Source organism: Streptomyces sp. NPDC030814 (genome assembly GCF_055572155.1).
Genome location: NZ_JBVIDX010000002.1, coordinates 785312 through 791311, shown reverse-complemented (window position 1 = coordinate 791311; position 6000 = coordinate 785312). Strand labels below are relative to the sequence as shown.

The window sequence follows — 6000 nt, the reverse complement described above, 5'->3', positions numbered from 1 at the left end:
CTCGCCGATGTCGCCGACGCCACCGAAGAAGGCATCCACCGCATCAACCGAAACCCACAACTGCCATGGTCATTCCTCGCCCACACCGGCCTGACCATCCACCCACCACATCCACCGAACTTACGAAAAGATCAGTAGTGAAAGGACCCCTTATTGCGCAGGGGCTGATGCGCGGGGCCACCGTGCGGTGTCCGCGCGGGGTGCTGATGTCCGCGCGGTTCCTTTGTGCTGATGTCCGCGCGGTTCCTTTGTGCGGATGTCCGCACGGTTCCTTTGTGCGGATGTCCGCACGGTTCCTTTGTGCGGATGTCCGTATGGGGCGTCCGTGTGGTGCGTCCGTACGGGGCGGTCGTGCGGGACTTCCGTGTGGTTGCTCGTTGCGGGTCAGCCGTGCGGTTCCTGTGGTCCGCATCCGTCCGGGGCCGGAGAACGGGCCGACCGGCCCTACTCGTGTCCGACCGCCGCACGGACGATGGACCAATGGTTCAGAACGATGTTTTCCGCACCCTCGACCGGCAGGAGTGCCTGAGGCTGCTGGCCAAGGTGCCGGTCGGCCGGGTGGTGTACACCCGGCAGGCGCTCCCCGCGGTGCTCCCGGTCAACTTCGCGCTCGACGACGACGCCTCGGTGTTGCTGTGCACATCGGCCACCTCCGACCTGGTGCGGGCCATCGACGGTGTCGTCGTCGCATTCGAGGGCGACGAATTCGACACGGCCACCCGGTCAGGCTGGAGCGTCGTGGTCACCGGCCGCGCCGATGTGGTGACCGACCCCACCCAGCACGAGCGACTGTCCCGCAGCGGCCCCGGTTCCTGGATGCCGATGCAGGACCAGGTCTTCGTGCGGATCGCGTCCGAGATGGTCACCGGCCGCGAACTCGGCACTCACTGAGCGGACGACAGCGCTGCGACAGGGCTCTTCGGAGGTCGTGTCGGGGCCGTACGGGCCCGGGTCGGCGGCGGTCGTTGGGCCGATGCTCCCGACTTGATGGGGCCATTGGTCCCTGCTTCGCCGGAAGCGGGCGAACGGTGCCGAAACGCGGACCGTTGCCTGATACACAGAAGACCGGCGCCCCGATGGGACGCGGCGCCCGACCCCACCCCCTCCGCCCTTCCTGGGAGGTCTCATGCTGTCCGAAGAGTCCGCCGCTGTCGTCCGTGCCACCCTGCCCGCCGTCGCCGGAGCGCTCGACGAGATCACCACCCGCTTCTACGGAGCGATGTTCCGCGACCGTCCGGAACTGCTCGACGGGATGTTCAACCGCGGCAACCAGGCCAGCGGCGCCCAGCGCCGGGCCCTGGCCGGGTCGATCGCCGGGTTCGCGACCGCCCTCCTGGACGCCCCGGACACCCGCCCGGACACACTCCTGGACCGCATCGCCCACAAGCACGCGGCGGTCGGGGTCACCGACGACCAGTACACGATCGTCCACAAGTACCTCTTCGGCGCGATAGCCGAGGTGCTCGGCGACGCGGTCACCCCGGAGGTGGCCGCCGCCTGGGACGAGGTGTACTGGCTGATGGCCGGCGCGCTCATCGGCCGCGAGGCCCGCCTCTACCAGGACGCCGGCGTCGAGCCCGGCCAGGTATGGCGACCGTGGACGGTCGTCGAACGCCGCACCGAGACCCCGGACACGGTGTCGTTCGTGCTGCGCCCCGCCGACGGCGGCCCCGCGCCGCGGGCCAGGGCCGGCCAGTACGTCAGCGTCCGCGTGCGCATGGCGGACGGTGTGCACCAGGTACGGCAGTACAGCCTCTCCTCCGACCCGGGCGAGGGTCTGCGACGGATCACCGTCAAGCGGGTCGCCGCGGCGGAGGACGCACCGGACGGCGAGGTCTCCACCCTGCTGCACGAGCGGGTGTCCGCGGGCGACGAACTGACGCTGTCCGCACCGTTCGGCGATGTCTTCCTCGACGACCCGGCCGACGCCACCACCCCGGTCGTCCTCGTCTCCGCGGGCATCGGCTGCACCCCGATGACCGGCATCCTGGCCCATCTCGCCGCCGTCGGCTCGACCCGTCCGCTGCTGGTGCTGCACGCCGACCGTTCCCCCGCCGACCACGCCCTGCGCGCGGAGACCCGCGCACTCGTCGGCCGGATGCCCGGTGCCCGCGCCGTCTTCTGGTACGAGCAGCCCGGACAGGCCGAACCGGACACCCGGAACGGGCTGATGGACCTCGACGGGCTCGAACTGCCCGAGGACGCCACCGTGTTCCTGTGCGGCCCGCTGCCCTTCATGCGGGCGGTGCGTGCCCAGCTGCTGGGCGCGGGGATACCGGCCCGCAGCATCCGCTACGAGGTCTTCGGCCCCGACCTGTGGCTGCCCGGCTCCTGAGGGAGCGGCCGGTCCGGCTCGGTGTCGGGGACCTGTACGGCGCAGGTGGCGTGGAGTCCACCGGGACGCTACGGCTGCGCACCCGGCGGCGTCGTCGTCGCGGGCACCGATCCGGTCTGCGCCGTCCACCCCGAGACAGGCATGACCAGCGTCTTCACGCAGCCGACGGCGCCTTCCCGCTGGTGGAAGCGCAGGGCGTCATCGTTGCCCACGATGACGGAGATCTTCATGGCCTGGACACCCGATTCGGCGAGACGCTCGCGCACGGCCCTGACAAGGGCCTGCCCGGCTTCGGCACCGCGGGCCTCGTCATCGGCCACGAGGATTTCCAGCACGCCGACCTGGTCCCCCACCGCCATGACGCCGGGGCCCCCTCCTCTCACTGTCGAGCCCGGGGACCGGTCAGGGCCCGTCTCAGCCGACTTCGGGTGACCGCTCCGCCGCGGTGTCATAGGCGGCGCGGGCCGCGGCGATGGATGACCGGTGACGCTCGGCCCAGCCCACCAGTCCGGTCAGCGAGGCGTGGAGTTCCCGGGCCATGGGGGTGAGGTCGTACTCGACCTTCGGCGGCACGGTCGGATAGACGGTGCGGGTGAGCAGCCCGTCCCGCTCCAGTCTGCGCAGATTGAGGGTGAGCATCCGCCGGCTGATGCCGTGGATGGCGCGTTCGAGTTCGGTGAAGCGGACCGGGCCGTGGGCGGCCGCGGTCAGGATGCCGATGCTCCACTTGCCCGCCACGTGGTCGAGTACCTCGCTGACCGGGCAGGCTTCGTCCATCACCGCTTCTGCAACACGCATGTGACTGCGTGACATGAATGTGCCTCCTTCCGCCGAAGAGCAAGGTTACCGATCATGAGTGCTGTTACAGATCGTGCACCAAGGGGGAAGACATGCCTGTCCGTGCTCTCGTCGTTGATCCGTCCGCACCCGCCGCCGTCCGCCTCGCCGAGGTTCCCGACCCTGCGCCGGGGCCGGGCCAGGTCCTGGTGGACGTCTCCCACGCTTCCCTGAACTACGGCGACCTGAACGACGCCCGCTCCGGTCGAGTCCCTGTGGGTGCGGTGCTCGGTTCGGACGCCGCCGGGGTGGTGGTTCAGGCCGCTGCTGACGGAACCGGCCCGGCAGTGGGCACCCGGGTGGTGGCCTTGACCTCAGGGGCGTTCGCCGAGCGCGTCGCGATCGATGCGGGTGCGCTTGCCGAGGTACCCGGGAGCCTGGACCTGGCGAAGGCGGCCGCTCTGCCGGTCGCCGGAGTCGCGGCACTCCGCTCGCTGCGCGCCGCCGGCCTCGGGCCGGGCAAGAGGGTGCTGGTCACCGGGGCCTCCGGCGGGGTCGGCCGGTTCGCCGTCCAGCTGGCGGCGCGTGCCGGCGCCCACGTGATCGCGTCCGTGGGTTCGTCGGCCCGCGGGGAGGGGCTGGTCGAGGCCGGCGCCGACGAGGTGCTGATCGGCTTGGAAGGACTCGACCGACTGGTCGACGTGGTCATCGACAGTGTCGGCGGCCCCCAACTGGTCGCGGCGTGGAACCTGCTCGCTCCGGGGGGCAGCGTGCAGAGCGTCGGCTGGACTTCCGGTGAGCCGGCGGTCTTTCCTCCGTATGCGACCGTCGGCCCGTCCAAGTCGCTGACATCCTTCGTCATCGAGGGCGATACCGGACCGGACCTGGCCGCTCTCACCGAGCTGGCCGCTGAGGGATCCGTCGCTGTCGAGATCGGCTGGCAGGGGTCATGGGACCGATTCACCGAAGCCGCCGAGGCCCTCCGCGGACGCCGTGTCTCAGGAAAGACGGTTCTGCAGGTGTCACGCGATGAGCGACACGCGCCGGCGTCTCCTCCTCAGGACCAGCGACACGCGCCGACGTTTCCTCCGCAGGACTGATGGGCGGCGCAGAGGGCTCAGCGGCGGACATTGTGCCTGCACGGGTGGGGTGTTGAAGGACGAGCCGGTGTGAGTGGAGACGATTCACCGGGTTGCGGATGAGGCGCTGAGAGAAGCTGCTTCGGGTGTGTGCGGGAGCGACGCGGCATCGGTCCCGGCCTGGCCGGCCGGCGTGATCGATGTCGCCGATTCGCCGAGCGGTTACGGGGCGACGCTCCGGCGGCGACATGAGCACACGCTCCGCACGCGACGACGGTGGCATGGCGTCGGGTGAGGAGGCACTGCCGGAGCCGGCCTGCACCCGTACGCCGACCTGTCGCCTGCCGGCACCCGCTCGGCGGACCGTCGGCCCGGCCCAGGCCCGCTCCGTCGACTGCTGGGCGACGGCGCCCCGAGGCCGCCGGGGGCCGTCGGTTGCGGTTGACCGCCCGTGAGGACCGGTCGGTTCTGCGCAGGGGCCGGGAGGACCGGCGGGGTCACGCCGAGGCCGGGTCGGGTGTCTGGGCGGGACACTCGTCGACGAGGTCCGGCAGCAGTCCCCGCAGCGCCTCGCGCTGAGCGGGCCCCATGAACCGGCCGAGCGCGTCGGTCACGGTCTCGGCGAGCTCGTCGGAGGCCTCCTTCAGGAGACGTCGCGCCTTGTCGGTGAGCGCGACCTGGATACCGCGCTTGTCGCCGCACACCGAGGCGCGGGTGATGAGGCCGGAGTGCTGGAGGCAGGCGATCTGGTAGGTGAGCCGGGTCTTGGGGCGACCGAGAAGCTCCGCGACACGAGTCATGCGCAGACCGTTGTCGGGCTGCGTGGCCAGCAGACACAGGATCAGGAACTCGTCGTGGGAGACGCCGAGCCGTTCCTTCACGACCGCGCGCAGCCGCTGCTCCACCGCCCCCGTCGCGCCCAGCAGCAGCATCCAGGCGTGCAGCTCGGCCGCCAGCAGGCCGCCATCCCCCCGTACGGACGGGCATTCGGGCAGGTGGGCGGGGTGCTCGTCGTGGTCGGCCATGGTCCCCAGTGTAACTGTTGTCCAATTTTGAAAGAAATGGTTGTCCAATTTCGAATAACCGGCTAGCTTCGGTCATGCAAATTTGGACGATCGCTTGATCGTGACCGCTCGACCGCTCGACAGGAGAACTCCCATGACCGTCGCCGTGGAAACCGGACTGTGGCAGCTCGACACCACCGCCTCCACCGTCGCCCTCCAGCACAGGACGATGTGGGGCCTGGTCAACGTGAAGGGAACCTTCGGTGCCGTGAGCGGCCAGGGCGAGGTACGGCCCGACGGGTCGGCCGTAGGAGTCGTGACCCTCGACGCCGCTTCCCTGGACACCAAGAGCGCCAAGCGGGACGAGCACCTGAGGTCGGCCGACTTCTTCGACGTGGACCACCACCCGGAGATCACCTTCGCCGTCCGCAGCGCAGAACTCCGGGACGGCGACACGGTGAACGTCGTCGGCCAGCTGACCGTGCGCGGCATCAGCAGGCCGCGTTCCTTCACGGCACGGCTGAAGGAGGCGAACACCGAGGCGCTCACCCTGGATGCCGAGTTCACCGTCGACCGGGAGCAGTTCGGCATGGGCTGGAACCAGCTGGGCATGATGCGCGGCATGGCCACCGTCACGGCGACGCTGCGCTTCGTCCGGACCGACACCTGACCGGCCGCGGGGCGTCCACCCCCACGGGCCCGGGACGAGGACGCGCTCCGGGGCCGGGCCGGCCCGGCCGGAGGCGCACGGTCACACATCCCGACGGTCATGGATGTCGGTGACGGGTTTCGGTTTCGGTGTCGT

7 protein-coding genes are annotated in these 6000 nt (G+C 70.5%); 4 read left to right on the top strand and 3 right to left on the bottom strand.

Annotated elements, in window-relative coordinates; all coding sequences use genetic code 11:
* The first annotated feature begins 480 nt into the window (after positions 1-480).
* Positions 481-891 (top strand): pyridoxamine 5'-phosphate oxidase family protein, encoded by a 411-nt coding sequence (locus ACZ43N_RS06825; RefSeq protein ID WP_468095483.1) that lies wholly within the window; start codon positions 481-483, stop codon positions 889-891.
* Between the two features lie 235 nt (positions 892-1126).
* Entirely contained in the window at positions 1127-2335 is a 1209-nt protein-coding gene (locus ACZ43N_RS06820) for a globin domain-containing protein (RefSeq protein ID WP_468095482.1), read from the top strand.
* A gap of 68 nt (positions 2336-2403) precedes the next feature.
* Here ACZ43N_RS06820 and ACZ43N_RS06815 read toward each other — a convergent pair whose 3' ends face one another.
* Complete coding sequence (locus ACZ43N_RS06815; protein ID WP_468095480.1) at positions 2404-2694, bottom strand: GNAT family N-acetyltransferase; 291 nt, start codon at positions 2692-2694, stop codon at positions 2404-2406.
* 55 nt (positions 2695-2749) lie between these two features.
* Positions 2750-3148: a winged helix-turn-helix transcriptional regulator gene (locus ACZ43N_RS06810; RefSeq protein ID WP_468095479.1), complete on the bottom strand. Its 399-nt coding sequence runs from the start codon at positions 3146-3148 to the stop codon at positions 2750-2752.
* A 77-nt stretch (positions 3149-3225) separates the two neighbouring features.
* On the opposite strand from ACZ43N_RS06810, the gene ACZ43N_RS06805 reads away from it, so the two are divergent.
* Positions 3226-4212: a zinc-binding dehydrogenase gene (locus tag ACZ43N_RS06805; RefSeq protein ID WP_468095478.1), complete on the top strand. Its 987-nt coding sequence runs from the start codon at positions 3226-3228 to the stop codon at positions 4210-4212.
* Positions 4213-4688: 476 nt separating this feature from the next.
* Here ACZ43N_RS06805 and ACZ43N_RS06800 read toward each other — a convergent pair whose 3' ends face one another.
* Complete coding sequence (locus ACZ43N_RS06800) at positions 4689-5216, bottom strand: MarR family winged helix-turn-helix transcriptional regulator (RefSeq protein ID WP_468095477.1); 528 nt, start codon at positions 5214-5216, stop codon at positions 4689-4691.
* A gap of 133 nt (positions 5217-5349) precedes the next feature.
* On the opposite strand from ACZ43N_RS06800, the gene ACZ43N_RS06795 reads away from it, so the two are divergent.
* Entirely contained in the window at positions 5350-5865 is a 516-nt protein-coding gene (locus ACZ43N_RS06795; protein ID WP_468095475.1) for a YceI family protein, read from the top strand.
* Positions 5866-6000 lie beyond the last annotated feature (135 nt).

What these genes read in the sequence shown, in the direction of transcription:
- ACZ43N_RS06825 (WP_468095483.1), top strand. Translation starts at nt 481, where the DNA reads ATGGTTCAGAACGATGTTTTCCGCACCCTCGACCGGCAGGAGTGCCTG.
- ACZ43N_RS06820 (WP_468095482.1), top strand. Translation starts at nt 1,127, where the DNA reads ATGCTGTCCGAAGAGTCCGCCGCTGTCGTCCGTGCCACCCTGCCCGCC.
- ACZ43N_RS06815 (WP_468095480.1), bottom strand. Translation starts at nt 2,694, where the DNA reads ATGGCGGTGGGGGACCAGGTCGGCGTGCTGGAAATCCTCGTGGCCGAT.
- ACZ43N_RS06810 (WP_468095479.1), bottom strand. Translation starts at nt 3,148, where the DNA reads ATGTCACGCAGTCACATGCGTGTTGCAGAAGCGGTGATGGACGAAGCC.
- ACZ43N_RS06805 (WP_468095478.1), top strand. Translation starts at nt 3,226, where the DNA reads ATGCCTGTCCGTGCTCTCGTCGTTGATCCGTCCGCACCCGCCGCCGTC.
- ACZ43N_RS06800 (WP_468095477.1), bottom strand. Translation starts at nt 5,216, where the DNA reads ATGGCCGACCACGACGAGCACCCCGCCCACCTGCCCGAATGCCCGTCC.
- ACZ43N_RS06795 (WP_468095475.1), top strand. Translation starts at nt 5,350, where the DNA reads ATGACCGTCGCCGTGGAAACCGGACTGTGGCAGCTCGACACCACCGCC.